We start from the raw sequence: 25,209 nt of genomic DNA, 5'->3' as shown, positions 1-25,209 counted from the left end.
AATCATGGATCAGCTCACCAGCATGAAGGTTTTCGTCAAGGCGGCAGAAACCGGCTCATTTGCCGCCGTTGCCGAACAGCTGCAGCTTTCGCCGCAGATGGTTGCCCGCCACGTAGCGGCCCTCGAGGCGCATCTCGGCACCTCGCTCATCGCGCGAACGACGCGGCGGCAAACCCTGACCGATATCGGCCGCAGCTACTATGAGCGCTGCCGCGTGGTGCTGGACGAAGTCGCTGAGGCCGACGCGCTGGCGCTGGAGATGAAGGCGACTCCTTCCGGCATTATCAGAGTCAATGCGCCGGTTACCTTTGGTTCGCACGCGCTCTCGACGTTTATCACCGACTATCTCGCCCGCTACCCCGAGGTTCAGGTTGAGCTGACCCTCAGCGACCGCATCGTCGACCCGATAGAAGAGGAGTTCGAGGTGATTATTCGCATCGGCGAGCTGGCCGACAGCACCATGGTCGCCTGGCCGCTGCGTCCTTACCGGTTAATAGCCTGCGCCTCTCCTGACTATATTTTGCGCCACGGCGAGCCGCAGACGCCGGCGGATCTGCAGCACCACTCCTGCCTGGTCTATGGCCACTGGTCGGCCATGAACGCCTGCCGCTGGCAGTTCACCAGGGAGGGCGCCACGGTGGAGGTTAAACCCGCCGGGCGCTTCCGTTCGAACGACTGGAAAGCGCTGATGAACGCCGCTCTCGCCGGGCACGGCATCACCCTCGGGCCGGAAGAGGTGCTGAGAGTTGAGGTTGAGGAGGGCAGGCTGGTGCAGGTTTTATCGGGATTTTCCGGCCCTTCGCGGCCGATGCACGTGCTGGTGCCGGCAGGACGCCGACGCACGACCAAAATCAAATGCTTTGTTGAGGCGCTGAGAGAGGCGCTGGGCCCGCACGGACCCGGCTATCGCTGAGAAACGGCGCCCCGAAAGCGGGGCACCGCTGCCGGTTAGCGCGCTGCGCGCTGTAAAATGACGCTCGACGGCTGACGCTGGAGGAAGCGCATCCGCAGCATCATCAGGATCGCCGCAGAGGTTAAGCCGATAATGAACCCGCACCAGAAGCCGGCAGGCCCCATGCGCGGGACGACAATATCGGTTAACGCCAGCACATAGCCGCTCGGCAGTCCCAGAACCCAGTAGGCGGTAAAGGTAATAAAGAAGATTGAGCGCGTATCCTTATAGCCGCGCAGGATCCCGCTGCCGATGACCTGGACGGAGTCGGAGACCTGATATATCGCCGCCAGCAGCATCAGCTGGGAGGCCAGTACCACCACTTCCGGGTTGTCGTTGTAGAGAAGGGCAATCTGTTTGCGCATCAGGATGGTGAAAATCGCCGTGATCGCGGCCATGCAGACGCCAACGCCGACGCCGGTTCTGGCGGAGGTTTGCGCATCGAGGGTTGAACCCTGGCCGAGGCGGAAGCCGACGCGGATAGTAACCGCCGCCGCCAGCGACAGCGGTAAAACGAACATCAGCGAGCTGAAGTTAAGCGCAATCTGATGGCCGGCGACATCGATAATGCCCAGCGGAGAAACCAGCAGCGCAACCACCGCAAACAGGGTCACTTCGAAAAAGAGCGCCAGCGCGATCGGCAGCCCGAGCTGGACCAGACGCTTGAGGACGGCAAAATCCGGCTTGCTGAACCCCTCGGCGCCGCGAATATCACGCATTGAGCGCGCCCGACGTACCCAGGAGATCATGCTGAAAAACATCACCCAGTACACGGAAGCCGTTGCCACGCCGCAGCCCACGCCGCCCAGCTCCGGCATGCCGAAATGGCCGTAGATAAAGATGTAGTTGACCGGGATATTCACCAGCAGGCCGATGAAGCCCATGACCATCCCCGGCTTGGTTTTCGCCAGGCCTTCGCACTGGTTACGCGCAACCTGGAAGAAGAGGTAGCCCGGAGCCCCCCACAGCAGCGCGCGCAGGTAGCCGACGGCTTTATCCGCCAGCGCCGGGTCAATATTATGCATTGAGCTGATGATATAGCCGGCGTTCCACAGCACTACCATCACCAGCACCGAGACGAACCCCGCCAGCCAAAAACCCTGGCGCACCTGGTGCGCGATGCGCTCACGGCGCCCGGAGCCGTTGAGCTGCGCGACGACCGGCGTTAGCGCCAGCAGCAGGCCGTGACCAAAGAGGATCGCCGGCAGCCAGATGGAGGTACCGATGGCAACGGCCGCCATATCGGTGGCGCTGTAGCCACCCGCCATGACGGTATCGACGAAGCCCATTGAGGTCTGGGCCACCTGCGCAAGGATGACGGGAATAGCCAGTGCTAACAACTGACGCGCTTCAATGAAGTACTTCTGCACCTGTACACCTTTATATTGTTGTTATTTTAAGACTAAAAAAGCCGCCGTTAATGGCAGCAAGAAGAAAAAGCAGAGGGATTAGCCAGTCTATTGTAGCGAGGATTAGCCATTAAGCCAGTGAAAAAATGGTAGGGCACGATGCGTGCTGGCAACCTTATTTACCACCTGTTATTGTTTCCGATTAATATATTGTGAGCCATTCCTGGAGGAGCAAAGCATGTTTACTGGCATTGTGCAGGGGACCGCTAAAGTGGTGTCCATCGATGAGAAGCCCAATTTTCGTACCCACGTGGTGGAGCTGCCTGAGCACATGCTCGACGGACTGGAAACCGGTGCGTCGGTCGCACACAACGGCTGCTGTCTGACCGTCACCGAGATCGACGGCGCGCGCATCAGTTTTGACCTGATGAAAGAAACCCTGCGTATCACCAACCTCGGCGCCGTGCGTCAGGGGGACGTGGTCAACGTTGAGCGCGCGGCAAAGTTCAGCGATGAAATCGGCGGCCATCTGATGTCCGGCCATATTATGACCACCGCGGAGGTGGTTAAGATCCTGACCTCGGAAAATAACCGCCAGATCTGGTTCAAGGTCCAGGACCCGGCGCTGATGAAGTACATTCTGTATAAAGGCTTTATCGGCGTTGACGGCATTAGCCTGACGGTTGGCGAAGTCACGCCAACGCGCTTCTGCGTGCACCTGATCCCGGAAACGCTGCTGCGCACCACGCTGGGAGTGAAAAAGCTGGGGGATCGGGTCAATATCGAGATTGACCCGCAGACGCAGGCGGTGGTCGATACCGTTGAGCGGGTGCTGGCCGCGAAAGAAGCCGTCCAAAAGGCGACGCAAGAGTCATAGTCGCGGGCTGCTCGCTACGATGGGGCTGCCGTTTAGCTCCCGGCCGCAGCCTGCGGCTCGCCGATTTCAGCAGCGCCATTTCTCATCGCTGAACGCCCGCTGTTGCGGAAACAACTACGGGATGGGGAAAAAAAAATGCCTGTCGGTGATGACACCGGCAGGCATGTTGAGTGCAGGTCAGGATCTAGCGCGCCACGCGCAGGCCGCTTTCGGCACCGCGAGAAAACACCACCTGCCACAGCTGAATATCGCGCGCGCGAAAGGCACCGGCGCAGGCGTTCAGATAATAGCTAAACATGCGCTTGAAACGCTCGGTGTAGTTATCGGCAATATCCGGCCAGCTGGCGAGGAACCGCTCGTACCAGGCCATCAGCGTGGTATCGTAATCGGCGCCTATATTGTGCCAGTCTTCCATCACGAAATGCGTTTCGCTGGCTTTTGCAATATGGCGTACCGACGGCAGGCAGCCGTTAGGGAAGATATATTTATTGATCCACGGATCGACGCTGAGGTCCGTTTTGTTTGAACCGATGGTGTGCAGTAAAAAAAGACCGTCCGCTTTCATATTCCGGTTGACGACATCGAAATAGGTGGCGTAGTTTTTCGGCCCCACGTGCTCGAACATACCGACGGAAACAATACGATCAAAACTATCATGTAAGTCGCGATAGTCCTGTAACAGGATAGTGACGTCTAATCCCTCACACCGCTGCTGGGCCATTTTTTGCTGTTCGGCAGAAATGGTAACGCCAACCACGCTAACGTGATAATTTTTTGCCATGTAATAGGCCAGACCGCCCCAGCCGCAGCCAATATCCAGCACCCGCATCCCCGGCTCCAGCTGCAGCTTACGGCAAATAAGATCTAATTTAGCCTGCTGAGCCTCTTCCAGAGATTGCGCCTCTTTCCAGTAAGCGCAGGAGTATTGCATATAGGGGTCGAGCATCTGACTAAAGAGGTCGTTGCCGAGATCGTAATGCTCTTTGCCGACAATCCAGGAACGTTTTTTACTTTGCAGATTGAACAGACGAGCAGCAGCAATACGCAGCGTATCTTTGAGATGGCGGGGAAGCTGGTTTTCCAGCCCGGCGCGCAGCACCTTGTGGAAGAAAATATCCAGACGCTCGCAGTCCCACCAGCCGTCCATATAACTTTCACCTAACCCCAGAGACCCTTCCTGCAGCACGCGCTTAAAAAAGAGGGGGTTTTTTATCCGTAGATCGGAGGGAGCGGGGCCATTAATTTCAATACCCGCACGACCGAGCAACTCAGCTGTAATTCGGTACCAGTCGTCATTTGGTACACTTACTTCTTCTATACACGATGAACTCATAGCTTCTCCATCACGCCCAAGTGATCAGAACCTTAAAACAGCGTAGACGCTTTTTTTGGCATTGTGAGAAATCTCACGGAAAATCCGTGAAGCTGCTATCCGACGTAGAACAGAGGAAGGGAGATAACCCTTGCCGAAAGGCCTTCCATGGTGAAACGGGAGGCGTCCTGCCCCCGTTAATATCGATAAACTTTCTATTTATGTGATACGGGATCCAGTATAGGCCCCTATTTTAAGGCTTTCAATAAAAACATATTAGCAGGCTAATTACTGGACCTTAACATCACTGAAACCATTCTATGCATGTGACGACTGGGTGCTGAGACGGGCGCTCCGCAGCTGCATCGCATATCCCAGTCCGGCCAGCACGATGGAGGCCAGCATCACGCTGGTGGTGGTGAGCAGCGGAGTGGCGATCAGCGTCGACACCAGCAGGCTGGTCAGGAAGCACAGTCCGAGCTGCAGGGTATTCTGCAGCGCGGCGGCGCGACCCGTCGCCTGAGGGAACGGCCGTAGCGCCTGGGCGACGACAATCGGGTAAATGGCGCCGTTAACGATAGCCATCACGCAGAAGGGTGCCATCAGCGCGACGATAGAGACATCCTGCTGCAGGCCCACCAGCCAGGTGGCGGCAACGCTGATGGCAAAAACGACCAGCAGCCACGGCAGCAGCTGCTGTCCCTGCCATTTCTGCAGCGCGGCACGACAGCCGTATCCGCCGATTAAAAAGGCGATAGTCTGCGGTACGTAGCTCAGGCCGATGGCGGTTGGCCCGTAGCCCATGTCGTGCAGAATAAACGGCGAACCGGTCAGCCAGGCGAAAAAGCTGGCGGAGCAGGCGGCGTAGATCAGCACGTTGCCGCTGTATTCGCGCGAGCGCAGCAGCGCCAGGAAGGTGAGTTTTTTCTGCGTGCTGCTATCGGGCTTGCTCACCGGCTTGAGGCGTAATGCAGGCAGCATCAGCAGCAGAGCGACGATAAACAGGGTCGCGAAGATAGCCTGCCAGTCGAAATGGGCGAGCAGCCAGCTGCCGAGCAGCGGTGCCAGGGCCGGGGAGAGGCCCACCAGCGGCATGATGGTGGCGAATATGCGGTTGGTGCGCTGGGCAGGATAATAGTCGGTGACCATCGCCTGCCAGGTGACCGCCGCTGCGCAGACGCCGATGGCCTGCACAAATCGCAGCGCCAGCATCAGGGTCGCGTCCTCGACCCACAGCATGCCAAGGCAGCCGACGGCGAAGATCGCCAGGCCGCTGAGCAGCACCGGCTTGCGCCCATAGCGATCGGATACCGGGCCCCAGAACAGCTGGCCAAGGGCGAAACCGGCGAGAAACACGCTCAGGCTGGCGCTGACCGAGGCCGCTGAAGTATTCAGATCCTGTTGGATAGCCGAAAACGCCGGCAGATACATATCGGTTGCGAGGAAGCCGAGCACGCTGAGACCCGCCAGCCAAACCAAAAATCCTTTCCCAGGTTGTTGCATAAAGTTCTCTTTCTTCTGATGCAGGTAAGATGCCGCAGAGTGTAGGGAGTGCATTCTGGCTTGTGAAACGCTAATATTTGTTAAATGCGTTCAAAAAATTTGCAGGCAGAATATGTGGTCAGAATACTCCCTTGAAGTGGTTGATGCGGTTGCACGCAACGGCAGCTTTAGCGCAGCGGCTCAGGAGCTGCATCGTGTACCCTCGGCGGTCAGCTACACCGTGCGTCAGCTCGAAGAGTGGCTGGCCGTTCCGCTCTTTGAACGTCGCCACCGCGACGTTGAGCTCACCCCCGCCGGGGTGTGGTTTTTACAGGAAGGGCGTTCTGTTATCAAAAAAATGCAGATCACCCGCCGCCAGTGTCAGCAGATCGCCAACGGCTGGCGCGGGCAGCTCTCGATCGCGGTTGACGATATCGTGAAGCCGGCGCGGATGCGGCAGATGATTGTTGATTTTTATCGCCACTTTCCGGACGTCGAGCTGATTGTCTTCCAGGAGGTGTTTAACGGCGTCTGGGACGCGCTGGCCGACGGCCGCGTGGAGCTGGCCATCGGCGCGACCCGCTCGATTCCGGTCGGCGGACGCTACGCCTTTCGCGATATGGGCATGCTGAGCTGGCACTGCGTCGTCGCCAGCCACCATCCGCTGGCGAAAATGAACGGCCCGCTGAGCGATGACACGTTGCGCAACTGGCCGTCGCTGGTCAGGGAAGATACTTCCCGATCGCTGCCGAAGCGCACGACGTGGCTGCTGGATAATCAGAAGAGGGTGGTGGTGCCGGACTGGGATGCCTCGGCAACCTGCCTGTCGGCCGGGCTCTGCATCGGCATGGTGCCGTCGCACTTCGCCCGTCCGTGGATCGACAGCGGCGAGTGGACGGCGCTGGCGCTGGAAAATCCGTTCCCGGACGCCGCCTGCTGCCTGACCTGGCAGCAGAGCGATATCTCGCCAGCGCTCTCATGGCTGCTGGACTACCTTGGCGACAGCGAAACGTTAAATCGGGAGTGGCTGCGGGCGCCGGAATAGCCGACGCCCGGCAGGATTAGCGGCGGTAGTCGACGAACGGGCCGTCGATCACCGAGCGGCGCTCGACCAGCCGCGGGTGAACTTCGATAGACTGCGACTCTTCGCGCTTGTTGACGATGCGGTCCATCAGCATATTGAAGGCGGCTTCGCCGAGAGAGTCCTTTGGCTGATGAATGGTGGTCAGCGCCGGGCTAAAGTAGCGGGCGTTGCGCACGTTGTCATAGCCAATCAGCGAAATATCCTGCGGAACGCGCAGGCCCATTTCGTCGGCGGCGCAAATCGCGCCCATCGCCATGATGTCGCCGCCGCAGAAGATGGCGGTCGGACGATGCTGCTGGCTGAGGATCTGCTGCATCGCGCGGTAGCCGGACTCCGGCTCGAAGTCGCCCTGAACCACCCAGCTTTCCGGGACGTTAATCTGCGCTTCTTCCATCGCTTTCATAAAACCGGCCAGACGCCCGGCGCCGGTGTTGCGCTCCAGCGGACCCGGGATCACGCCGATTTCACGGTGGCCGCGCTCAACGAGGTAACGACCGGCCATATAGCCGCCTTCAAAGGCGTTATCGATAACCGAATCGGTAAAGTCGGCCTTGGACTCACCCCAGTCCATCACCACCATCGGGATGTTGCGGTACTCTTCGAGCATGGAGAGCACCGACTGCGGATATTCGGAGCACATCACCAGCAGGCCGTCGACGCGCTTTTGCGCCATCATTGACAGGTAGGCCTGCTGCTTTTCCGGATCGTTCCAGGCGTTGCCGAGAATCAGGGTGTAGCCCTTCTGGAAGCAGCTCTTCTCAACGGACTCGATAATCTCGGCGAAATAGGCCGCTTCGCTGCTGGTGGCCAGCAGACCGATCGATTTGGTGTGATTAACCTTCAGGCTGCGCGCCACCGCACTCGGAGAGTAGTGCAGCTCTTTGATGGCAGCCCATACCGCGTTGCGCGTCTCTTCAGCGACAAAGCGGGTTTTGTTAATTACATGTGAAACTGTTGTAGTGGAAACGTTTGCGCGCTTCGCTACATCTTTAATTGTTGCCATTACTTCTCTCTCCAGACCTTGACCTGATCGTCTGCTTATCGATACGGAAACGTTTGCCTATACACACCCTGAGTACAATGTTCAACATTGCATCACGTCGGGAAACGACACAGAACGACAGGAAGGGGTCAATGGCCGATACGCTTTCAAATTAGCGTGGGATTTTGTCCGATCTTGCGGCAAAGGGGAAGAGTAAAAATGTGCATCACCCTAAATCTCAGAAGATTTTTATACAATATTGTGCAAAAATGAGCAGGCTCACTTTTCTTGTGGGGATAATCAGGGGGAAAATTGATGGATACAGATTTAAAGTTTTCGCTGACCACGACGATTATTGTTCTGGGCCTGATCGTGGCCGCAGCGCTGACCGCCGTACTGCACTAATTTTTTCGGGGGAGAGGCTCCTTTCCCCCTATCTCCGCGCATTATTATCAAATTCGCAAAAATCTTTTGCCATTTCGTTTACTTTTGTTTTTCTGTGATTGATGTCATGCTTTTCGCTTCTGATGAGATACCGTCGCTGAGGGCGGTCTGCTGGAGTCATTGCATGAAGATCAACTTTCCCCTGTTAGCGCTGGCCATTGGGGCGTTTGGTATCGGTACGACCGAATTTTCCCCGATGGGATTACTGCCGGTTATCGCCAAAGGCGTGGATGTGTCCATTCCCGCTGCGGGGATGCTGATCAGCGCCTATGCCATCGGCGTGATGGTCGGGGCGCCGCTGATGACGCTGCTGCTGTCGCACCGCGCGCGCCGCAGCGCGCTGATTTTCCTGATGGCTATTTTTACCCTTGGCAACGTCCTCTCGTCAATGGCGCCGGATTACACCACGCTGCTGCTCTCGCGCATTATTACCAGCCTGAACCACGGCGCCTTCTTCGGCCTCGGGTCGGTAGTGGCTGCGAGCGTGGTTCCTAAGCACAAGCAGGCTAGCGCGGTAGCCACCATGTTTATGGGGCTGACCATCGCCAACATTGGCGGCGTTCCGGCGGCGACCTGGCTCGGTGAGACCATCGGCTGGCGCATGTCCTTCCTCGCCACGGCGGGTCTTGGCCTGGTGGCGATGGTCAGCCTGTGGTTCTCGCTGCCAAAAGGCAGCGCAGGGGAGCGGCCAAACGTGAAGGAGGAGCTGGCGGTATTGATGCGGCCGCAGGTGCTCTCCGCGCTGCTGACCACCGTGCTCGGGGCCGGGGCGATGTTCACCCTCTATACCTATATTTCGCCGGTGCTGCATACCATTACCCACGCTTCGCCGCTGTTCGTCACCGCAATGCTGGTGCTGATTGGCGTCGGCTTCTCTCTGGGCAACTATCTTGGCGGAAAATTTGCCGACCGCTCGGTTTCCGGCACGCTGAAGGGCTTTTTACTGCTGCTGATGGTTATCATGCTGGCGATCCCGCTGCTGGCGCAGTCGCAGGTCGGCGCGGCCATCAGCATGGTGGTGTGGGGCGCGGCGACGTTCGCCGTGGTGCCGCCGCTGCAGATGCGCGTGATGCGCGTGGCTCACGAAGCGCCGGGGCTCTCTTCTTCGGTGAATATCGGGGCGTTTAACCTCGGCAATGCGCTGGGCGCGGCGGCCGGTGGGGCGGTAATTTCCGGCGGGCTGGGCTACGCATTTGTTCCGGTAATGGGGGCAATCATCGCCGGCGTGGCGCTGATGCTGGTTCTGTTCAGCGGTCGCGGACGACCACAAGAGGCCTTCGCCAGCCGTTAATAATCACCGCAGAAGGGTTTCCCCTTCTGCGGTGCAGTTTTATGCCGCCAGATTAGCCGCGACAAACTTCCAGTTTACCAGCGCCCAGAAGTGCTCCAGATAGTTCGGACGGGCGTTACGGTAGTCAATGTAATAAGCATGTTCCCAGACATCCACGGTCAGCAGCGGTTTAGCGCTGCCGGTGAGCGGCGTGCCGGCGTTGCTGGTGGAGACAATTGCCAGGCTGCCGTCGGCATTTTTGACCAGCCACGTCCAGCCTGCGCCGAAGTTTTTCGCCGCCGCATCGGTGAACTGCGCTTTAAAATCAGCGAAGCTGCCGAAGGATTTAGCGATGGCTGCCGCCAGTTCGCCTTCCGGCTCACCGCCGGCATTCGGCGCCAGGCAGTCCCAGTAGAACGTGTGGTTCCAGACCTGGGCCGCGTTGTTAAAGACGCCGCCTTCGGAAGAACGAACGATCTCTTCCAAAGACTGGCCTTCAAAAGCGGTGCCCTTGATCAGGTTGTTGAGGTTAGTGACGTAGGCCTGGTGATGCTTACCGTAGTGGTATTCCAGGGTTTCAGCGGAAATGTGCGGCGCCAGGGCGTCTTTCGCATATGGTAATGCAGGTAATTCGAACGACATTGCTACTCTCCTTATTATATTAATGCGTGCAATAACCATGTAGTGCACAGGGAGATAGTAGCAAATTAAAAGATGTGGCAAAAGAGAGAGTTAACCTGCCGCAGGCGCGGCAGGGGGGCATCAGCGGATCGTTTTAGGCGTCATCACGCGGCGGGCGCCAACGTAGTGGCGAACCCAGTAATCTTCGCTTAACGAGGTAATCTGAATATCGCGTCCGGTACGCGGCGACTGGATAAATTTGCCGTTGCCGACGTAAACGCCGACATGATCCGCCGTGCCGCGACCGCGGGTGCGGAAGAAGACCAGATCGCCGCTCTCCAGCTCGCCGCGATCGACGGGGCGAGCATCGCGCAGGTGGTACATTTCGTTCGCCGTGCGCGGGATATGAATCTTCACCAGGTCTTTATAGGCGTAATAAACCAGCCCGCTGCAGTCAAAGCCGGTGCGCGGCGAGGTGCCGCCCCAGCGATAGGGCTTACCAATTTGGTCCATCAGCTTCGACATCGCGGTGCTCTGCGCTTTTTGCACCCGTACCTTATGCGCATCGGCCAGCGTCAGCGGCACTTCTTCCTCGGCAACCGGCTTGCAGCGCTTTTTATAGCCTTTACGCACGACGCACTTCTGCTTCACGCTGGCCATCGCCCGCGTCGGCTCGATAGTGGATTTAACCGAAGCCGCGCACTGTTTTTTATAGCCTTTTCGCAACACGCACTTTTTCGTTCCACCGGCGACCTGACGGTTTAATGCCGTTTGGCTCGAGGCGGTGGTGCGGGTAGGGTGTTTGGCGCGGGAGGAGGTCGATGCTTTCTTGCTGGAGGTTTTGGCGCTGGATTTTGTTTTCTGAGTGGAGACTTTTTTCTTGCGTTCGCTGGTGCCCTTTGCCTGATGCGCTTTCGGCGTGGCGGAGGCGTGCGTATGCCCTGAAGCATGCGCCAGTGGTGTAAATGAGATAGATGTAAACAGTAATGCGCAGAGCGAAATCGCGATTTTGTTTAGCCGCGCCACTGAGCAATCCCCTGATTAATTACAGACATGTACACATACCTGACCATGAATGACAAAACCCAACGATTCTAATGCATAAAAACCCTGAAAGTTAATACTCTTTTGTATCTAAAGTGCATATATAATTTTCTTCATTAGAATCAATTGGTTAAATTGGTCAATTCAAAATCATTCAAAACAAACTCATAACTATATTTCGATCTTATCCCACTCCCTTCCCCTGTCATCGCGATATTTTGCTGTCATGACACCCGACTTATGCCCCAGAAGATGCTGCGCAAAGTCCTCTCCAGCCTGTTTATCGTACAATCGTGCTGACAGACTTCGTAGCTCATGAAAGCTCGGCGGCTCGCCAGAGAAACTAAGCCCGGACAGCTCGCGCGCTTTCCTGAAATTACCCGATACTGTTGCGGGTGAAAGTGCCTTACCTGCAGTCGATGAAATAATGTTTTTCCCGCCGGACAGATTGCGGCATTTCGCCAGAATTCCTTCGAGAGACACATCCAACGCATCAAGCCTCAATGCTACGTTCTTTCTCGTGGCGCCAGCTGCGAACCATGAATGATGAGGATGGTCATTCTTACTTCAGTGCCTTCCTCGATCGGTTTGCGGCAGTACGCGCATTTCTTCTGCATTGCACCTCCTACATATGTGCTGTGAATGCGGCAGGGTGCTCTTCTAAAACGCCCTTCAGTGGATAACAATCACCCTGAATGCCTTGCTCAACGGCTGCGTCTTTGACGGTAGCCAGTTAACAACTACTGCCGGCTGCTTCTTTTCCACCCCACCCGGGAAACAAGGCGGTACCGCTATAACTGAGCCGCGTGCGCATAGCCGCATTCACCGCATTGCAAAGCCTGCTGATTAGTTTTTCTGTCCCTTAAGGCCGGGTAGCCGAACGTTTTTTATCGGAGCAACGCAGCGCGTTGTTGATGAAATGAGTTTAACCATTACTAAATCTTTTTGTAAAGCGATAAGTAAACTTTTTGGTGAAGTAAATGCTAAACTTTTGCTGGGATTAGATTTTTAGAGGGAAAGAACAGAGTTGGTGGCGAAAAAAAACCGCCATATTGGCGGTTTAGATATTTGATTGCTATTAAAATCACTTTCTTGAAGCGAGTAACTCTTTGAAAAGCTCGTTAAATTTGTTGTATTTAGATTCAAAATCTTTGAGTGCTTCCCGCTTTGCCGAATCAGGAAATCCGCGAAAGTACTTTATGAGTTCTTCTTCTTCTGTACTTAGTTCTAAAGCAGCAAGTTTTGCAGCTGAGTTCTCATCATCAGCGTCAAGATAGCCGGCAGGCATGCCATAGTCTTTTTCTAGACGCCTTGCAGCCCTTTCACCAAAAGAACTCCGCCCATTTATCAGTTGCGATAAATAGCTCTTCTCTTTCTCTGGTAACGACTTTTCTGAGAACCACTCTTTAAGCCGTTTTCGTCTGATATCTGATGTCGTCATATGCGCATTTTGATTAGTAATTTATAAACAAGCAAATACTTGACTTTTAGGTTTAGTAATTTATAAACTCAAGCTACATTTACGAAGGAGCATGTATGCAACTCAAAGACTATCTCAGCATGAAAAGAGGAAACGCAAAAGCTTTAGCTGTAAAGCTTGAAGTTTCAACCTCTTACTTATCGCAAATGGCCTCGGGTAACGCAGCTATTTCACCCGCTCGCGCCATTCTTATTGAGCAACTAACAGATGGGCGAGTTACCCGAGCTGATTGTTTTCCAGATGAATGGCGAAGTATTTGGCCGGAATTTGTTCCCTCGGTCGAAACGCATAACGCTGATCAAGATCAGGGTCGGGGGTAGCGCATGCATTCGCTTCACTTCCAACAGAATACCGGAGCCGGTACGGGAATATGCCTGTGGTCGCAAAGATGATTATGAGAGAATAACCGAAGTCTTTTAGTGAATATTTATGTGTTGTAACTCAGATCTGAGCTAGCGCTCTTACGATACAGAGCTTAAGCTCAGCTGACAGGCAGCTTTGTGCCAAGAGCGGAAGTTAACTACGGATAAAATTCAGCGCCTCACCTCCAGAGCCGCTGCATAATGGCAATAAGCTACACTTGTTCATTATTTCCAAAACAGGAAAGCCTTCCGCTGCTTCAACGGTGTGTGTTTGACATCGCGCAGTTGGGACATTTTGATCAACAACGAGCATGGCCAGCTAACGATGAAATTGATACTTGTTCGACACGCAGAAACAGAGTGGAATTTGGAAGGAATTATTCAGGGGCACAGCGATAGCCCCTTGACCTGTCGGGGTTTGCGTGAAACATCCGTCCTACTAGCAGCGTTTAGTGCAAGTGAGTATCAAATAGAGCGTGTTTACGCTTCTCCGCTTGGGCGTGCCTGGCAAATGGGGCAAAGCCTGGCTGAACACTTTCATTGTTCACTGACGGCTGAACCGGCCCTTAAAGAGCAGGCCTTTGGTCAGTTTGAAGGTATGCCGTTAGAACTACTCAGACAAAAACATCCAAACTATGCAAATGAGTTATTCAGGCTTGATGCAGAGTATTGTCCACCTGGGGGGGAGTCACTGGCGCATGCTTCTCAGCGAGTTATGCGTTTTTTACAAAACCTGGAAGATACCTCATCACATCAACAAACAATATGTATTGTGTCTCACGGGCATGTCAGTCAGGGCACTCTGGCAATTCTTAAAGAAGGGACTGTCAATAGTTTCCCTCGCTATGCTCACCCCAATGCAAGTTATTCTGTTATCGACCTGATTAATGGAAAATGTATCGGCCTAAAGTGGGGGATTGCTACACATTTACGTCACCTGAATTAGTGGCTACCTTTCAAGCATTGAAAACCCATCCTGCCAGAGTCATCATTATTTAAGCACAAAGTCCGCTTTTCGCTCTCAGGAGACCTACAGCGTCACGTGTTTGTCTGCTGTGTGCCAGGAGCGGACTTTACTCTCTTACATTTTACGGAATGTGAGTGCGCTACAAATGTGGATCAAGGCTCCAGATACCACGAGCCAGTGACGCGTACTACTTCGATACGTCCGGCCGTAACAAAAAATAAACCTTGTCAATTCAACCCGCTACGGCGGGTTTTTTTATGCAACTACTGATAGAAAAGTTAACAATTCGTTCTCTTAAGATATTGAACATTTATCGGCATGGATGTACTGTTTATTTATACAGTATATCGATGTCGAGGTTACTATGAGAATTGAAATCACAATCGACCGCAAGAAGGTGTTGCCAGATGGTGCTGAGCCTGCCCTTGAAGCTGAACTGCTGCGGCGGTTCAGCCAGAAGTATGAGGACTGCAAATTATCAGTACGTCGCTCCGGGGCTGATAGTCTGAGTGTTTTGGGTGGTATTGATGGCGATAGAGAAACGATAGAAGAGATTCTGCAGGAAACGTGGGAAAGTGCCGACGACTGGTTTTACTGAATTGGCTTTAGTTGGTAGCAGGCATTTTTGTCAGAGCATCGCATACAGCGTTTCCCTCAGATGCAGCTGCCAGACATCTTTTTAGTCTGAATGTAGCTCGGGGAGGGGCGATGGATATTGAAGAGGCCATTCGTATAATCAAAAAAGGTGGCGAATACCGAATAAAATGCAATGGTGACCAGGTTATCGTCCTTGAAAAGATCAGCGAAAAGCAATTTCTAGCTACCATCGAAGAGTTTGTAGAATTGTCTATTGAAGCTGGGATAATTGACCCGGCATATATAAACTTGCCATAATCAATTTGCCGCCTGAACAACGGCATCGGAGTATTGCAGCGCCACCGGAGAATCACGATGGCGCATTTGCACCTAATAAAGCAGTCACAAGGCATACTGATCCCTGCAACGCAGGAGACCAGCGAATTTCTGCAATCAAAATGCAGGCTCGGCGCCGTCCTGGAAGCCGACTATAAACTCGTCCGCAACCCGGCGTTTCATCGCCGCTACTTTGCTTTACTCAATCTCGGCTTTGACTACTGGGAACCTACCGGCGGAGCGATCTCATCCAATGAGCGCAAGCTTGTGTATGGCTACGCCAGTTTTCTAGCCGCCTATGGCGGTAACGAATCAGCCCTTCTTGATGCCGCAGAACAATACCTCGATCGCGTAGCCGAGAAACGCGCCGGCAGCATCAGCATCTGTAAATCTTTTGACGCCTATCGGACGTGGGTCATTGTCGAGGCAGGGCATTATGACGCCATACAACTGCCGGACGGAACGCTAAAAAAACATCCCCGTAGCATTTCTTTCTCCAGCATGGACGACACCGAATTCCATGAATTGTACAAGGCGTCGTTGGATGTTCTCTGGCGCTGGATACTCTCCCGTTCATTCAACAGCCAGATGGAAGTCGAGAACGCCGCAAACCAGTTACTGAGCTTCGCGGGGTGAGGACTATGAAGAAATCATGGTTCGCACATACCGAATGCACAACAGCCCAGGCAGACGAGCTGGTGGCTAAATACCGGCAGCGGGGCATCAAGGTTGAACGCAGTTTAAACCCAGACCTTATTACCTGGACCGTCAGCGCGCAGCTGGTTGAGGACAAGAACCCTCCGCGCCCGGATTCCCGCTGGCGTAATCGGATGTGGGAGTGATTATGGCAAACCTTCGCAAAGCGGCTCGTGGCCGCGAATGTACCGTTCGGATCCCCGGTTATTGCAACGGCAACCCGGAAACCAGTGTTCTCGCGCATTACCGTCTGGCGGGGACGTGTGGTACCGGGTGCAAACCCGATGACACCCAAGCGGCAATAGCCTGCTGCGGGTGTCATGACCTGATCGACGGCAGAAAAAAAACCACCGATTACACCCACGATGAATTACGCCTGATGCATGCAGAAGGTGTGCTCAGGACTTTGGCCATATGGAAAAAAGAGGGGCTACTGAAAGCATGAAACTCGAAGCATCACTCAAACACTTCAGCCCCCAGGGCATGCAGATTAGCGAAAGCATGAATAAAACAGGAGTACAGAACAATGCGTGATATGTATGAAGTATTAGACTGCTGGGGCGCATGGGCTGCTGCTGACGGTAACGGTGTTGACTGGCAGCCAATAGCTGCGGGATTTAAAGGCCTGCTTCCTCATGGGAAAAAATCGCGCCTGCAGTGCGATGATGATGAAGGGATCATGATTGATGGATGTGTATCTCGGTTGCGTAAGTATAAGCCTGAAGAGTATGAGTTGATTATTGCTCACTTTATAATTGGCATCTCACTACGTACCATTGCGAAGAAACGAAAGTGTTCTGATGGTACCATCCGGAAGGAATTGCAGACGGCAATGGGGTTTGTTGACGGCGTACTACATATGCTTTGATATACATAACCAAAATATACCATAAGAGAAGTAAGCTGAAGGTTTAGCTTACTTCTTATTAAATTCTCTCTTCTCTTTAAATAGTTCTTTTATTTTAAGTGGAATGAAAGTTGACTGTATAAATGAGAAGCATGTCAGGAAGGCAATTGAGTGTCCAATCACGGATTTTATATTCGATAATATTGTTGAGGTGTTTGTTTTATCTTTTGTTATTAAATAAAAGATAAAGATTAATGCCAATGTAAGTATGTAAAGTAAAAAGAGAGCATAGTATTTGTTAAAACGCATCAAGAATCTTTTTTCTTGATTAGCAGCATCCAACGCACTCATGTTGCTAAGTAATGTTGAGTTTTCACCGGACATAGTAATAACTAAAAGTAAAAAGCCAGACAGAATTGAAAATACGTTAGCTACAAGATTCAAAGCATCAGTATTGTTAGTCAAGCTACCCGTTAGGAAAACAGAGAAGCTTAAGGAGGCTATGATGTTTAGTGCTGATACAATCAGCCCTGTTGTGTTTATGTTTTTTAGCATCTTAGCCTCCATTTAATTTACTATCATTATAGCTCTTTTGTTACAAAATCCTCTAGGATTTCTTTTGCATATTTAGCATTTATAGACTTAGAACCATATGGGACTGTAAAGTATGTTCTGGTAAGCTTCAGATCGTCGCTATAAAATTTATCACCTTTTTTCGTTTCAATGTAAAAATCTCTATCAAGATCATTAACCCAGTTTGCGGTATCGTTTTCTATGGATTGAGCTAATTCGGCATTTCCTTTGGCATCGATAGTTAAGTGTCCAGATATTCCCTTAGCTCTGATTTTTGGCTCTTTATTAAAGATTGATTCTATCAACCCAGGAGCCTTAACGAAATCCGATTCTTCTACGTCAATGTTAAGATGAAGAGCCTTTAATTTGTCGTCTTTAATTTTTTGGATGACATTATTTTTCAAAATAGATGTTGGAGTTACTGATATGCCAAATTCCTTAAGGATTTTTGCAATTTTAACTTCGCACCAATTAGTTGAGATCTGCATTAATGATGCAATTCGGTTGTCCTTAATCATTAAGAATGCATGAAGGTCATCGAGGTTTTCTACATCAAGCAGATCGCTTGCTGCTTTTTTTAGCGGGGTGATTGAAACTTGCGCTTTCGGATTGTAAAGGGCTAGGTGAAGATAGTGGAGATTGTTGCTAGTTTCAAATGCCTTCAGCATGAGGTGTTTCTCTGTACTGATCTTGATAACCGCGTCGACTTTAAAGGCTGTAGACTTTGCGATTTGGTCAAAGAGAATATCAGTGGATGTTGTGTTTACTTTGAAACCCCTGACTAAACATTTTTTTGTCAGTCCATCTTTCTTAGAGTTAGAGAAATTCATAAATGACCTTAGGTTAGAATCAGTACGGGAGAATTGTAATAAATTGCTAACGCGTACGCAAAAACTATCGTAATCTGTTAGGAGTGGTCACTTCGACACACCGCCTAATCATCGAAACCCTGCCACCCGTCGGGATTTTTGCTTTTCTGGGGCTCGCATCTGCGGGCCTTTTCTATTCTGGTCGCCAGAACGTCACTCACTCTGTGTTTTGTCGTAAATCCATCTGGCGGCCATTCCATGCATAAGGCTAACGGGGAAAGAACTGGGGCAGCCAAGCTTCCAGCCCCGTGAAGCCTGACCCTTTCCTGACTACAGACAGCACCCGCTAACTACGCGAGGTGAGAGACCATGAAAATGAATAACCAGAACGAGAATATCGTTACCCATTTCTTTGCGTGGCTGGCTGCTGTTGCCTCGATGCTGGGGATTACTACCCAGGACATGGTTTATATCCTCTTTGGTTTTATCGGCGTGGTGATTTCTCTCGCGTCGTTTGTGCTGGGTCGAATGGATGCGAGGAAAGAGCGCAGCGAAGACAGTAAACGCACGCAACTGCTAGCTGATTATCTCCATGGCGCGCAGCAGAAGCCCGTACATGAGAGGCCCTCATCGGCGGAAGTCATTACCGAATCAATGAACAGGATAAACAACGATGGCGCAACTGACTAAGAGAGCCGGTACTGCCGGTGTGGTTTGTTCTGTCGGCGCGATTATCGCAATTGTGCTGAATGCCGGTAACGTGCGGACCAATGAGCGAGGCCTCGAGCTGATTGGTAATGCTGAAGGCTGTCGGCGTGATCCGTATGTTTGCCCGGCTGCCGTGCTGACTGATGGCATCGGAAATACCCACGGTGTTAAGGTCGGCGTTCGCAAAACCGACAAACAGATCGCCGCTGACTGGGAGCGAAATATCCTTGAGGCTGAGCGCTGCGTTAACACCTACAGTAATGGCCGCCGGCTAAGCGACAACACGTTTTCAGCTGTCACCTCGATAACCTTTAATGCCGGCTGCGCCAATATGCAGAAATCAACGCTGTTTGCGCTGCTGGGAAAAGGTCAGGTGACGCAGGCATGTAACCAGTTCCCTCGCTGGGTATACGGCGGCGGGAAAGTCCTCCCCGGCCTGGTGACCCGTCGAGCAGCAGAAAAACAGCTCTGTCTGGACGGTGTGAAATGAGCCGCTTAACCGCCATTATCAGCGCAGTAATTATCTGCCTGATCGTTTGTCTTGGGTGGTTGGCGATGCATTACCACAGCGCCGCTGCGGAGCAGGAAACCCGAGCTAAAACCGCAGAGCAACAGGTAAACACAGCGCAGGACATCACCTCAAACGTCCTGACCACCATGAGCATATTCAATTCCATCGCAGAGGCTAACCAGCATGCTAAAGAGCAGATCGTACTGGACGCATCGGGAGCCTCGGCTGACATCCGAGTTTCTGTTGCGAATGATGATTGCGCTCCCCGTTATATTCCTGTTAGCGCAGTTAAGCGGTTGCAGCAATACAAAGACCGTTTACGTCAAGGTGCCGGTGGTGCCACTACCGGCCAGCCTGACAGCTGAAACGCCATATCCCGACATCCCCGACAAAATGACGTGGGGCCAAAGCCTGGATTTGAACGTCAGCCTGCTGTCGGCGCTGGGCCATTGCAACCTTGATAAAGCCGACATCAGGAAGGCGGAAAAAGAAAGAGCAGCGCAAGCCGTTAACCCCACTAAGGGATAACAAACCAGCAATACCTACTCAAGGATAAAGCCATGTCAGTACGTGCAAAATTTCAATGTAACAGCATCAATAAATCGCCGGATAACTCTTCGGCTGTTGTCCACCTTATCGCGGTAACGACTGGCAGTACGGAGAACGAAACTTGGTCGAAGTATACCCCTAGCGGTCAACTGCATACGAATTAATCAGCTGACTAACTGACAAAAACTACCTCGCTCTGACGAGGTTTTTTTATGCCTGAAAATTGCGGAGGTGTGATGTTTAAACAGAAAAAATATAAGTCCGTCGGCTGGCTGAAAGGTGGCAGGGATTACCCCGCTCTCGACTGCTTCGGCCTTATTAATGAAATTCGTCGGGACCTGGGGTTACCAGCGTGGCCGGATTTTGCAGGGGTGACGAAAGACGATGGGGGCCTCGATCGTGAAGCCAAAAAATTTATGCATTCGCTGACCCGTTGCGACCCCTGCGAGGGGGCTGGTGCAATTTGCTATTCCGGCTCCACAGTGACACACGTCGCGATTGTAGTGCGGATAGGTGAGCAATTGCATGTTGCAGAGTGTAACCCACAAACAAACGTTACGTTTCTTCCGCTGGCCCGCTTTAAACGGCGCTTTGTAAAAGTGGAGTTCTGGCAATGACCATCAGATTTTATCCTTCACGTCTGCCGGGCGAACCGCTGGAAACACACGAACATAGTGAAATGTCTTTCCACGACTGGATGGTATTGAACGTAAAAGAATATCGGGATCAGGAAAAGCACCCGATAGCGGTTGAGGTGGGTGGCATTAATGTCCCTCCCCAGGAGTGGCCGCTTTGCTTTATCAAGCCTGAAAGCGATGTGAGGATTTATCCCGTACCATTTGCAACGGCCGCAGCTGTCGCAGCCTGGGCATCGTTGGCAATAGCCGCGGCATCAGCGGTTTATGTGCTGATCACTATGTCCAACATGGACAAAGGCGGTTATTCATCATCATCCGGTACCGGTCTGGATTTAAACCCGGCAAAAGCGAACACCGCAAAACTTGGCGATCCCATCCGCGAATTATTCGGACGCTATCGCGTATATCCCGATTATGTCGTGCAGCCTGTCACCCGATTTGATCCAGATGACCCGACGATAATGCGTGTGGAAATGCTGCTCTGCGTCAGCGTCGGCAATGTGGCTTTCACCACCGGTGATATCCGTATTGGCGAAACGCCGGCGGCCGCGCTGGGCGATAAGTTTTCCTCAACCGTCTACGGGCCGGGTGCTGATGTGTCGGCTGATCGCCGTAGCGAAAACTGGTACAACTCGACCGAGGTGGGCGGCACATCATCCGGTACCGGCCTCGATATGGCTCAGACCTCACCCGATTCGACGGATATCACGGCTGATAGCATGACGGTATCGGGCCCATCTGTAACGTTTTCGGGATTGATCGATTCCAGTGTTGACGATGATGAAGGTAACACCCTGCCAGAGTCATGGGTCGCCGGCGCACTGGTGACAATTATCGCTCCGGCCAACTTCCAGATATCGACGTCATCGGGTTACAGCCTACTGACCAGCGACATTATTGCGGAGATGAACCCGTATCCGGGAATGCCGGTTACGTTAGAAATTAACGGTGCTCAGTATGAGCTGTTCATCGCGACCTACACCCCCAAACAGGATGCTGTTCCTGGTGTCGGGGGAACGGCTGCTGCGGTGCGTGGTAATGCTGCACCGACAACTTATGATTTTTCAGTAACAGGCCAGACGTTTAATCTGACCTGGCAGGGGGCTACTTACACGATCTCGCTCGTGGCAAACTACGGCACTATGTCCGGGTTGCTGGCAGCGATTAACGAAGGGATCACAGGTTCCGGCCTCATTGCTCATGATGATAGCGGCGTGGTGCGTATTGTGGAGATATCGAGTCCGTGGCGTGGCGGATCCATCACCTCATCGTCGCTTCCGGTATCCGTCTTCGGGGATAACCCTGATTCTACGTCAGGCACGGCATCAAGCGGTGGTAGCCCTGCGATTACGTCTAATGTCACCCTCGCATATGGAAGTGCTGCAGGTGCGGCCTTCTCGGGTATTCCTGAAGGTACGCAGCGGCTTGCCCTGGCCCATAGTGGTAACGAGTATCGGATCGCTGATGCCGACGGCACTACGGCAACGGTTCAGCGTGTAATTGAGGGTGTAATAGATCCATCCTGGCTCGGCTTCTCTCCGCGCACGATGATCGATTACCAGGCCACAGGTATCAATGACAATAATACCTGGATGGGACCGTTTCTTGTCTGTCCCGAAAATGAAGTTGTGGATGCCTTTGAAGTGAATTTCTCGTTCCCGTCGGGAATTTGCGGGTTCGACAGCAAAGGCAAAAAACGCATCCGCCATTGTGAATGGGAGATTCAGTATCGGGTATATGGCTCCGGCTCCGGCTGGACCAGTCGGCAGGGCGTTTACGCGCTACAGAACGTCAACGGACTGGGGTTTACTGAGCGCTTTGATCTCAGCACGACGGGACTAGTTGAAGTGCGTTGCCGCCGCCGGAACGAGCAGGGTTCGAACAACGCACGCGACTCGATGTACTGGCAGGCGCTGCGTGGTCGGCTATTGGCTCGGCCATCATCCTATGCTGGCGTTACGCTTTTGGCGGCGACGGTGGAAACCGGCGGGAACCGGTAGCGGCCATCGCCAGTTTTGCGGTGATCACACCTCCTGCTGCGACTTTCACAAACCCGGTATTAAAACTGGTCGTAGAGACCGTCGGGTAAGACGTCGGGGAGGCAACGCTCACAAACCCCGGCACGGGAAAGGCTTCTGTACCTCCAGCTGTTACGGGGTCGCCTGCCAGCGAGGTAATCGTTTTTTCGAATTCCTCATATGACGTATAGCCACCTGATTTGTCTTTGTTGTCAACAGTGAGGATGTCTTTTAGGACGTTGCAGGAAAACGTTGATGATGTGGTGACGCGGGTCGCCAGAATGACAAATCCATCAGCGGGTACAGTGAAAACACGCTGATACACAGAGGAGCCCACCCCGGTATTATCCGCTAAAATGAACACCTGATTGACGTCGTAAAACGCAATGTTCGCGAAGGCGGACCCGTTACTGGTTGCTGTCAGGATGAGCTTTTGTCCCTCTTTCACAGAGAGGAACGTTGAGTTGCGCCAGTTCGTGGACAGTACCCGCGAGCCATCAGCTTTGACAATGTAGTTTGAACCGGTCAGGTCACTGAGGACGGCCAGCGGGGTAGAGCCGACCAGGCTATTCATGTAATTGATGATATCGGAATTCTGATATCCCGATTTTGACCATACGGAACCATTCCACAACCACAATGTACCTGTTGCGGTATCAAGGCCCACCTGATTTGCGTTGGCAGGTGTAAATGCCAGCAAATCTGCTTCATTGGCAAAACCGAGTATTCCGCCCAGTTGGGTAATTTTTCTCTGCAGGAGTCGCCATGATTCCAGCGGGTCACCAGCGCGATCGGGAACTGTGGCTTCCGGACCGTTCACCAGTTTATCCAGGCGCGTGACATTATCGAGCAGCACCTCAGGAGACGAGCTCCCCAACGGCGGATTAAAAGCCATAGTTTTTGCTCCAAAAAATAGCGTTCGCGCAAACGAGGGTTTGTGCGAAGTGATGGAGCTTTTTACAATCAGCTTTTTCAATGGGTTACAACATGCTGATTGGTTATGCTAGGGTCTCAACAGTGGACCAAAACCTAGATTTACAGAAAAATGCGCTGATTCGTGCAGAATGTGAGCTGATTTACGAGGATACGGCGAGCGGAAAGAACTCCCGGCGGCCAGGGCTTAAACGCACGCTGCGGCGGCTCCGGCCTGGTGATGTGCTGGTGGTTTGGAAACTGGATCGGCTGGGGCGAAGCGTGCGTGACCTGATCACGCTGGTATCGGAGCTGCAGGCGCGCGGGGTTAATTTCCGAAGCCTGACCGATAGTATTGATACCAGTACGGCCGCCGGCCGATTTTTCTTTCACGTAATGAGCGCCCTGGCGGAAATGGAGCGCGAATTGATAGTGGAGAGGACTCGCGCAGGTTTAGCCGCGGCCAGGGAGCAGGGGAGAGTCGGCGGCCGCCGGAGGGTGATGACTCCGGAGGTTGTCGAGCAGGCGCGACGAATGCTGGATAACGGCGCGACCCGGCAGCAGGTGGCCGACCTGATCGGGGTAGGTGTGAAGACCATTTACAAATATTTCCCTGCGGGGTAAGGATGCTCACCTGAGAACCGTATTTCAAGCAAAAGGACATGATTATATCTTGGCCCGGTTGCTATAGATTGATGAACCGACAGGTGTTTAACTGAAATGTCATATGTTTTTGTAATGAATTGAAATGTAATTATTTAAGAGGATGATTGGATGAATTAAGATGTGACGTTACACGACAATTTTTATAATGCTCGCACATCTAAATTTAGAAAGATAAACCAATTAATTTAAAATTTTAATAACACATTTCCAGGGAATAATCTTCGGTTTGAAGGTTATGTGTCAAGAGTTTTCAAAGAATTGTCTGATGGACTCCTTTTCACCAAGGTATTCAAAGCCGAACAAACGAATTTTAACTTGGTTGTAAAACCATGCATTATCATGCCGTTCAATTACTCCCCCGGTATGGAAGCATAACCCCGTTGCTGCCCGAATAATCGCATATTTATCATTGCTGAACCTGACTCTATGGATGCAGAAAGGTTGGTTTACGTCTCCAAGAACACGGCTGGCAATGATATCCCCTTCAATAAAAACATCTTTCCTGCTTTTCATAAACCTTCCTTCATCTCAGTGATAAGCTGTTTTAGTACTCTGTATTGTTCAAATGCGAAAGTGCTGATCAGCCACCAATACACCAACATTCTGATGGTCTGAATAATAGCCCACAGGCAGGGCACTCCAGAACCGCATTTTTCCGTAATTTACCTGCTTTCTGATCGGCCCGGTGGGCACATACCGGGCAAGCCACGTGAACGGGTCTTTCTTTAAAATGCCTGAGTCCATTTGTATAAGACATAAATTGATACTCTATGGAATGTAATATTCATTATACGCCTTTAAACAAGATTATTTAGATAATGTTATGTGGATTTATTACTAAATCAGCAAGTCAGACCCGCAGACCACCTAGGTGATTTGTGATATAATACCCTTCCGTGAGAAATTTATAATGAAATCAGAAGACATCCTCGACTGGTACCCGGCGCAATTGCCGCCAGTGAAAATTATCCTTGGTGAAGCCGTGCTGGCCGTCGGCAAACAGGGGCGCCCCATTAACACCCGGACGTTGCTTGAGTACCTGCAGGTGATGCAGGACAAACAAAAAAGAAGGGATGACAAAACCGCGATGAAGACCGCAATTGATGTTCTCCGGGACAATCAGCGCACTAACGGCAGACGTTAA

33 protein-coding genes and 2 pseudogenes are annotated in these 25,209 nt (G+C 52.5%); 21 read left to right on the top strand and 14 right to left on the bottom strand.

The window, feature by feature from the left end; genetic code table 11:
* Positions 1-4 precede the first annotated feature (4 nt).
* Positions 5-913 (top strand): LysR family transcriptional regulator, encoded by a 909-nt coding sequence (locus RTE01_RS18285; RefSeq protein WP_134526419.1) that lies wholly within the window; start codon positions 5-7, stop codon positions 911-913.
* Between the two features lie 35 nt (positions 914-948).
* On the opposite strand, the gene mdtK is transcribed toward RTE01_RS18285, so the two are convergent.
* Positions 949-2,322 carry an MdtK family multidrug efflux MATE transporter gene (mdtK, locus tag RTE01_RS18280; protein ID WP_041145923.1) on the bottom strand — a complete coding sequence of 458 codons (1,374 nt, stop codon included), beginning with the start codon at positions 2,320-2,322 and terminating at the stop codon, positions 949-951.
* A gap of 217 nt (positions 2,323-2,539) precedes the next feature.
* On the opposite strand from mdtK, the gene RTE01_RS18275 reads away from it, so the two are divergent.
* Positions 2,540-3,178, top strand: a complete 639-nt coding sequence (locus tag RTE01_RS18275; RefSeq protein WP_041145922.1) for a riboflavin synthase — start codon at positions 2,540-2,542, stop codon at positions 3,176-3,178.
* 184 nt (positions 3,179-3,362) lie between these two features.
* Here RTE01_RS18275 and cfa read toward each other — a convergent pair whose 3' ends face one another.
* Positions 3,363-4,511, bottom strand: coding sequence for a cyclopropane fatty acyl phospholipid synthase (gene cfa / locus RTE01_RS18270; RefSeq protein ID WP_041145921.1), 1,149 nt, complete (start codon positions 4,509-4,511; stop codon positions 3,363-3,365).
* A gap of 297 nt (positions 4,512-4,808) precedes the next feature.
* Positions 4,809-5,993 carry a purine nucleoside transporter PunC gene (gene punC, locus RTE01_RS18265; protein ID WP_115192518.1) on the bottom strand — a complete coding sequence of 395 codons (1,185 nt, stop codon included), beginning with the start codon at positions 5,991-5,993 and terminating at the stop codon, positions 4,809-4,811.
* A gap of 112 nt (positions 5,994-6,105) precedes the next feature.
* Between punC and punR the strand changes: the two genes are divergently transcribed.
* Complete coding sequence (gene punR / locus RTE01_RS18260) at positions 6,106-7,017, top strand: DNA-binding transcriptional activator PunR (protein ID WP_041145919.1); 912 nt, start codon at positions 6,106-6,108, stop codon at positions 7,015-7,017.
* Positions 7,018-7,033: 16 nt separating this feature from the next.
* Here punR and purR read toward each other — a convergent pair whose 3' ends face one another.
* Positions 7,034-8,059 (bottom strand): HTH-type transcriptional repressor PurR, encoded by a 1,026-nt coding sequence (gene purR / locus RTE01_RS18255; RefSeq protein WP_041145918.1) that lies wholly within the window; start codon positions 8,057-8,059, stop codon positions 7,034-7,036.
* 294 nt (positions 8,060-8,353) lie between these two features.
* Between purR and cydH the strand changes: the two genes are divergently transcribed.
* The gene (gene cydH / locus RTE01_RS18250; protein ID WP_041145917.1) at positions 8,354-8,443 is read left to right on the top strand and encodes a cytochrome bd-I oxidase subunit CydH; all 90 of its coding nucleotides are present in this window, start codon (positions 8,354-8,356) and stop codon (positions 8,441-8,443) included.
* Between the two features lie 163 nt (positions 8,444-8,606).
* On the top strand, positions 8,607-9,773 hold the full coding sequence (locus tag RTE01_RS18245) for an MFS transporter (protein ID WP_041145916.1): 1,167 nt from the start codon (positions 8,607-8,609) through the stop codon (positions 9,771-9,773).
* Between the two features lie 39 nt (positions 9,774-9,812).
* Here the strand turns inward: RTE01_RS18245 and sodB are convergent, their stop codons facing one another.
* The 5 genes and pseudogenes from sodB to RTE01_RS26440 all read right to left on the bottom strand — a co-directional run bounded on the left by sodB (position 9,813) and on the right by RTE01_RS26440 (position 12,858).
* On the bottom strand, positions 9,813-10,394 hold the full coding sequence (gene sodB, locus RTE01_RS18240) for a superoxide dismutase [Fe] (RefSeq protein WP_134526416.1): 582 nt from the start codon (positions 10,392-10,394) through the stop codon (positions 9,813-9,815).
* Positions 10,395-10,514: 120 nt separating this feature from the next.
* Positions 10,515-11,399 (bottom strand): C40 family peptidase, encoded by an 885-nt coding sequence (locus RTE01_RS18235; RefSeq protein WP_041145914.1) that lies wholly within the window; start codon positions 11,397-11,399, stop codon positions 10,515-10,517.
* A gap of 189 nt (positions 11,400-11,588) precedes the next feature.
* A pseudogene (locus tag RTE01_RS18230) lies at positions 11,589-11,921 on the bottom strand (tyrosine-type recombinase/integrase); the annotation flags it as partial.
* A 2-nt stretch (positions 11,922-11,923) separates the two neighbouring features.
* Positions 11,924-12,034: a YdaE family protein gene (locus RTE01_RS26445; RefSeq protein WP_134526410.1), complete on the bottom strand. Its 111-nt coding sequence runs from the start codon at positions 12,032-12,034 to the stop codon at positions 11,924-11,926.
* Positions 12,035-12,501: 467 nt separating this feature from the next.
* Entirely contained in the window at positions 12,502-12,858 is a 357-nt protein-coding gene (locus RTE01_RS26440; protein WP_227697864.1) for a hypothetical protein, read from the bottom strand.
* 95 nt (positions 12,859-12,953) lie between these two features.
* Between RTE01_RS26440 and RTE01_RS18210 the strand changes: the two genes are divergently transcribed.
* The 8 genes from RTE01_RS18210 to RTE01_RS18175 all read left to right on the top strand — a co-directional run bounded on the left by RTE01_RS18210 (position 12,954) and on the right by RTE01_RS18175 (position 16,702).
* Positions 12,954-13,217 (top strand): transcriptional regulator, encoded by a 264-nt coding sequence (locus RTE01_RS18210; RefSeq protein ID WP_132509875.1) that lies wholly within the window; start codon positions 12,954-12,956, stop codon positions 13,215-13,217.
* Between the two features lie 367 nt (positions 13,218-13,584).
* The gene (locus RTE01_RS18205) at positions 13,585-14,205 is read left to right on the top strand and encodes a histidine phosphatase family protein (RefSeq protein ID WP_015697053.1); all 621 of its coding nucleotides are present in this window, start codon (positions 13,585-13,587) and stop codon (positions 14,203-14,205) included.
* A gap of 385 nt (positions 14,206-14,590) precedes the next feature.
* The gene (locus tag RTE01_RS18200; protein WP_115192522.1) at positions 14,591-14,824 is read left to right on the top strand and encodes a DinI-like family protein; all 234 of its coding nucleotides are present in this window, start codon (positions 14,591-14,593) and stop codon (positions 14,822-14,824) included.
* Between the two features lie 110 nt (positions 14,825-14,934).
* Positions 14,935-15,120, top strand: a complete 186-nt coding sequence (locus tag RTE01_RS18195; RefSeq protein ID WP_115192523.1) for a hypothetical protein — start codon at positions 14,935-14,937, stop codon at positions 15,118-15,120.
* A gap of 57 nt (positions 15,121-15,177) precedes the next feature.
* Positions 15,178-15,774: a DUF1367 family protein gene (locus tag RTE01_RS18190; protein WP_132509890.1), complete on the top strand. Its 597-nt coding sequence runs from the start codon at positions 15,178-15,180 to the stop codon at positions 15,772-15,774.
* A gap of 5 nt (positions 15,775-15,779) precedes the next feature.
* Positions 15,780-15,980 carry a hypothetical protein gene (locus RTE01_RS18185; protein ID WP_134526407.1) on the top strand — a complete coding sequence of 67 codons (201 nt, stop codon included), beginning with the start codon at positions 15,780-15,782 and terminating at the stop codon, positions 15,978-15,980.
* 2 nt (positions 15,981-15,982) lie between these two features.
* Positions 15,983-16,279: a DUF1364 domain-containing protein gene (locus tag RTE01_RS18180; RefSeq protein ID WP_134526404.1), complete on the top strand. Its 297-nt coding sequence runs from the start codon at positions 15,983-15,985 to the stop codon at positions 16,277-16,279.
* 81 nt (positions 16,280-16,360) lie between these two features.
* On the top strand, positions 16,361-16,702 hold the full coding sequence (locus RTE01_RS18175) for an antiterminator Q family protein (protein WP_134526399.1): 342 nt from the start codon (positions 16,361-16,363) through the stop codon (positions 16,700-16,702).
* A 48-nt stretch (positions 16,703-16,750) separates the two neighbouring features.
* On the opposite strand, the gene RTE01_RS18170 is transcribed toward RTE01_RS18175, so the two are convergent.
* Positions 16,751-17,236 (bottom strand): hypothetical protein, encoded by a 486-nt coding sequence (locus RTE01_RS18170; protein WP_134526396.1) that lies wholly within the window; start codon positions 17,234-17,236, stop codon positions 16,751-16,753.
* 26 nt (positions 17,237-17,262) lie between these two features.
* Positions 17,263-18,084 carry a hypothetical protein gene (locus RTE01_RS18165; RefSeq protein WP_134526393.1) on the bottom strand — a complete coding sequence of 274 codons (822 nt, stop codon included), beginning with the start codon at positions 18,082-18,084 and terminating at the stop codon, positions 17,263-17,265.
* A 348-nt stretch (positions 18,085-18,432) separates the two neighbouring features.
* On the opposite strand from RTE01_RS18165, the gene RTE01_RS18160 reads away from it, so the two are divergent.
* The 6 genes and pseudogenes from RTE01_RS18160 to gpJ all read left to right on the top strand — a co-directional run.
* Complete coding sequence (locus RTE01_RS18160; protein WP_063267069.1) at positions 18,433-18,753, top strand: hypothetical protein; 321 nt, start codon at positions 18,433-18,435, stop codon at positions 18,751-18,753.
* Positions 18,737-19,261 carry a lysozyme gene (locus RTE01_RS18155; RefSeq protein ID WP_134526390.1) on the top strand — a complete coding sequence of 175 codons (525 nt, stop codon included), beginning with the start codon at positions 18,737-18,739 and terminating at the stop codon, positions 19,259-19,261. Before RTE01_RS18160 ends, RTE01_RS18155 begins: the two co-directional genes overlap by 17 nt.
* Positions 19,258-19,647 carry a DUF2570 domain-containing protein gene (locus tag RTE01_RS18150; protein WP_134526387.1) on the top strand — a complete coding sequence of 130 codons (390 nt, stop codon included), beginning with the start codon at positions 19,258-19,260 and terminating at the stop codon, positions 19,645-19,647. The genes RTE01_RS18155 and RTE01_RS18150 overlap by 4 nt, the downstream gene beginning before the upstream one ends.
* Positions 19,532-19,810 (top strand): Rz1-like lysis system protein LysC, encoded by a 279-nt coding sequence (gene lysC, locus RTE01_RS18145; RefSeq protein WP_218029265.1) that lies wholly within the window; start codon positions 19,532-19,534, stop codon positions 19,808-19,810. The genes RTE01_RS18150 and lysC overlap by 116 nt, the downstream gene beginning before the upstream one ends.
* Before the next feature lie 257 nt (positions 19,811-20,067).
* Entirely contained in the window at positions 20,068-20,448 is a 381-nt protein-coding gene (locus RTE01_RS18140; RefSeq protein ID WP_134526383.1) for a nitrite transporter, read from the top strand.
* Positions 20,445-22,460, top strand: a pseudogene (gene gpJ, locus RTE01_RS18135) (TipJ family phage tail tip protein); the annotation flags it as partial. The gene RTE01_RS18140 and the pseudogene gpJ, both read left to right, overlap by 4 nt.
* Here gpJ and RTE01_RS18130 read toward each other — a convergent pair.
* A complete protein-coding gene (locus RTE01_RS18130; RefSeq protein WP_134526380.1) occupies positions 22,426-23,463 on the bottom strand; it encodes a hypothetical protein in 1,038 nt (345 codons plus the stop codon). The pseudogene gpJ and the gene RTE01_RS18130 sit on opposite strands and share 35 nt — an antisense overlap.
* An 11-nt stretch (positions 23,464-23,474) precedes the next feature.
* Here RTE01_RS18130 and RTE01_RS18125 point away from each other — a divergent pair, with 11 nt between their 5' ends.
* On the top strand, positions 23,475-24,023 hold the full coding sequence (locus tag RTE01_RS18125; RefSeq protein ID WP_134526377.1) for a recombinase family protein: 549 nt from the start codon (positions 23,475-23,477) through the stop codon (positions 24,021-24,023).
* Between the two features lie 282 nt (positions 24,024-24,305).
* Here the strand turns inward: RTE01_RS18125 and RTE01_RS18120 are convergent, their stop codons facing one another.
* On the bottom strand, positions 24,306-24,578 hold the full coding sequence (locus tag RTE01_RS18120) for a hypothetical protein (protein WP_123552194.1): 273 nt from the start codon (positions 24,576-24,578) through the stop codon (positions 24,306-24,308).
* Between the two features lie 67 nt (positions 24,579-24,645).
* Positions 24,646-24,822, bottom strand: a complete 177-nt coding sequence (locus RTE01_RS26650; protein WP_218029264.1) for a YnfU family zinc-binding protein — start codon at positions 24,820-24,822, stop codon at positions 24,646-24,648.
* A gap of 153 nt (positions 24,823-24,975) precedes the next feature.
* Between RTE01_RS26650 and RTE01_RS18115 the strand changes: the two genes are divergently transcribed.
* The gene (locus RTE01_RS18115) at positions 24,976-25,209 is read left to right on the top strand and encodes a hypothetical protein (RefSeq protein ID WP_095096819.1); all 234 of its coding nucleotides are present in this window, start codon (positions 24,976-24,978) and stop codon (positions 25,207-25,209) included.

Source organism: Klebsiella terrigena, assembly GCF_006539725.1.
GTDB classification, from domain to species: Bacteria; Pseudomonadota; Gammaproteobacteria; order Enterobacterales; family Enterobacteriaceae; genus Klebsiella; species Klebsiella terrigena.
Note: the sequence above shows the minus strand (reverse complement) of the source record. Positions and strands in the feature narration are given on the sequence as shown.

Coding starts and splice junctions, on each gene's coding strand:
- RTE01_RS18190 (WP_132509890.1), top strand. CDS start 15,178: ATGGCGCATTTGCACCTAATAAAGCAGTCACAAGGCATACTGATCCCT.
- RTE01_RS18210 (WP_132509875.1), top strand. CDS start 12,954: ATGCAACTCAAAGACTATCTCAGCATGAAAAGAGGAAACGCAAAAGCT.
- cydH (WP_041145917.1), top strand. CDS start 8,354: ATGGATACAGATTTAAAGTTTTCGCTGACCACGACGATTATTGTTCTG.
- cfa (WP_041145921.1), bottom strand. CDS start 4,511: ATGAGTTCATCGTGTATAGAAGAAGTAAGTGTACCAAATGACGACTGG.
- RTE01_RS18115 (WP_095096819.1), top strand. CDS start 24,976: ATGAAATCAGAAGACATCCTCGACTGGTACCCGGCGCAATTGCCGCCA.
- RTE01_RS18205 (WP_015697053.1), top strand. CDS start 13,585: ATGAAATTGATACTTGTTCGACACGCAGAAACAGAGTGGAATTTGGAA.
- RTE01_RS18165 (WP_134526393.1), bottom strand. CDS start 18,084: ATGAATTTCTCTAACTCTAAGAAAGATGGACTGACAAAAAAATGTTTA.
- RTE01_RS18125 (WP_134526377.1), top strand. CDS start 23,475: ATGCTGATTGGTTATGCTAGGGTCTCAACAGTGGACCAAAACCTAGAT.
- RTE01_RS18185 (WP_134526407.1), top strand. CDS start 15,780: ATGAAGAAATCATGGTTCGCACATACCGAATGCACAACAGCCCAGGCA.
- RTE01_RS18245 (WP_041145916.1), top strand. CDS start 8,607: ATGAAGATCAACTTTCCCCTGTTAGCGCTGGCCATTGGGGCGTTTGGT.
- RTE01_RS18285 (WP_134526419.1), top strand. CDS start 5: ATGGATCAGCTCACCAGCATGAAGGTTTTCGTCAAGGCGGCAGAAACC.
- punC (WP_115192518.1), bottom strand. CDS start 5,993: ATGCAACAACCTGGGAAAGGATTTTTGGTTTGGCTGGCGGGTCTCAGC.
- RTE01_RS18200 (WP_115192522.1), top strand. CDS start 14,591: ATGAGAATTGAAATCACAATCGACCGCAAGAAGGTGTTGCCAGATGGT.
- RTE01_RS18155 (WP_134526390.1), top strand. CDS start 18,737: ATGGCGCAACTGACTAAGAGAGCCGGTACTGCCGGTGTGGTTTGTTCT.
- punR (WP_041145919.1), top strand. CDS start 6,106: ATGTGGTCAGAATACTCCCTTGAAGTGGTTGATGCGGTTGCACGCAAC.
- lysC (WP_218029265.1), top strand. CDS start 19,532: ATGATGATTGCGCTCCCCGTTATATTCCTGTTAGCGCAGTTAAGCGGT.
- RTE01_RS26445 (WP_134526410.1), bottom strand. CDS start 12,034: ATGCAGAAGAAATGCGCGTACTGCCGCAAACCGATCGAGGAAGGCACT.
- RTE01_RS18175 (WP_134526399.1), top strand. CDS start 16,361: ATGCGTGATATGTATGAAGTATTAGACTGCTGGGGCGCATGGGCTGCT.
- RTE01_RS18150 (WP_134526387.1), top strand. CDS start 19,258: ATGAGCCGCTTAACCGCCATTATCAGCGCAGTAATTATCTGCCTGATC.
- RTE01_RS26650 (WP_218029264.1), bottom strand. CDS start 24,822: ATGTCTTATACAAATGGACTCAGGCATTTTAAAGAAAGACCCGTTCAC.
- RTE01_RS26440 (WP_227697864.1), bottom strand. CDS start 12,858: ATGACGACATCAGATATCAGACGAAAACGGCTTAAAGAGTGGTTCTCA.
- RTE01_RS18275 (WP_041145922.1), top strand. CDS start 2,540: ATGTTTACTGGCATTGTGCAGGGGACCGCTAAAGTGGTGTCCATCGAT.
- RTE01_RS18140 (WP_134526383.1), top strand. CDS start 20,068: ATGTTTAAACAGAAAAAATATAAGTCCGTCGGCTGGCTGAAAGGTGGC.
- RTE01_RS18170 (WP_134526396.1), bottom strand. CDS start 17,236: ATGCTAAAAAACATAAACACAACAGGGCTGATTGTATCAGCACTAAAC.
- purR (WP_041145918.1), bottom strand. CDS start 8,059: ATGGCAACAATTAAAGATGTAGCGAAGCGCGCAAACGTTTCCACTACA.
- RTE01_RS18120 (WP_123552194.1), bottom strand. CDS start 24,578: ATGAAAAGCAGGAAAGATGTTTTTATTGAAGGGGATATCATTGCCAGC.
- RTE01_RS18180 (WP_134526404.1), top strand. CDS start 15,983: ATGGCAAACCTTCGCAAAGCGGCTCGTGGCCGCGAATGTACCGTTCGG.
- RTE01_RS18160 (WP_063267069.1), top strand. CDS start 18,433: ATGAAAATGAATAACCAGAACGAGAATATCGTTACCCATTTCTTTGCG.
- RTE01_RS18195 (WP_115192523.1), top strand. CDS start 14,935: ATGGATATTGAAGAGGCCATTCGTATAATCAAAAAAGGTGGCGAATAC.
- sodB (WP_134526416.1), bottom strand. CDS start 10,394: ATGTCGTTCGAATTACCTGCATTACCATATGCGAAAGACGCCCTGGCG.